1 protein-coding gene is annotated in these 1,175 nt (G+C 48.8%); it reads right to left on the minus strand.

Annotation, left to right across the window (positions count from 1 at the left end; genetic code table 11):
- A partial coding sequence (locus tag AAX04_RS11455; protein ID WP_156519857.1) for an AAA family ATPase occupies positions 1 to 1,175 on the minus strand: 1,175 nt, incomplete at both ends.

Here is a 1,175-nt window from a genome sequence, read left to right on the forward strand (position 1 = left end):
TACCCTCTTGCTGGTGCTATTGCGTCTATTTCGTCGAAGAATACTACGCATGGTGCTGCCATTCTTGCTTTTTTGAATATTTCCCTTATTGCCTTTTCTGATTCACCGAACCACTTGCTTAGTATTTCCGGTCCTCTAACAGCTATGAAGTTAGCACCACTCTCATTAGCAACAGCCTTAGCCAAAAGAGTCTTACCAGTACCAGGAGGACCAAACAACAAAATACCCTTAGGAGGCTTAATGCCCATAACCTTGAACCTATTGGGGTACTTCAAGGGCCACTCCACGGCCTCCCTCAACTCCTGCTTAGCCTCCTCAAGGCCGCCCACGTCACTCCAACGGACCTTGGGGACCTCAATGTAGATCTCCCTCAGGGCGCTTGGTATTATCTCACGCATTGCATCCATGAAGTCCTGCATAGTTACCTTAATCCTGCTCAGATTCTCATCGGTGAACGTATTGGGGTCCTCTGGGTTTATTATACCCTGTTGAAGGGCCCTGCGCAGGGCCTTCATAGCCGCCTCCCTGGCTAAGGCCGCTATGTCGGCGCCTGTGTAGCCGTAGGTTATCTCAGCCAGCTTCCTTAAGTCAACATCCTTCTCAAGGGGCATGTTCCTGGTGTGGACTAGCAGGATCTCATACCTACCCCTGGTGTCCGGTGGGTTTATCCAAATCTCTCTGTCGAATCTTCCTGGTCTTCTTAGTGCTGGGTCCACTGCGTCTGGCCTGTTGGTTGCTCCTATGACTACTACTTGTCCTCTTTCCTGTAGTCCGTCCATTAGTGTTAGTAGTTGTGCCACTATCCTCTTCTCAACCTCACCAGTGACTTCCTCACGTTTTGGTGCTATTGAGTCTATCTCATCAATGAATATTATTGCCGGTGCGTTGCGCTTGGCCTCGTCGAAAATCTCCCTAAGCCTAGCCTCAGACTCACCGTAATACTTACTCACAATCTCAGGGCCATTAATCGATACAAAGTATGCATCAGCCTCATTAGCAACAGCCTTAGCCAAAAGAGTCTTACCAGTACCAGGAGGACCAATAAGCAAAACACCCTTAGGAGGCTCAATACCAAGATGCCTAAACAACTCAGGATGCTTAAGAGGAAGCTCAACCAACTCCCTAATCTTCTGCTTAGCCTCCTCCAAATCACCAATATCCTCCCAAGTAACACG

Source organism: Caldivirga sp. MU80 (genome assembly GCF_001663375.1).
Lineage (GTDB): Archaea > Thermoproteota > Thermoprotei > Thermoproteales > Thermocladiaceae > Caldivirga.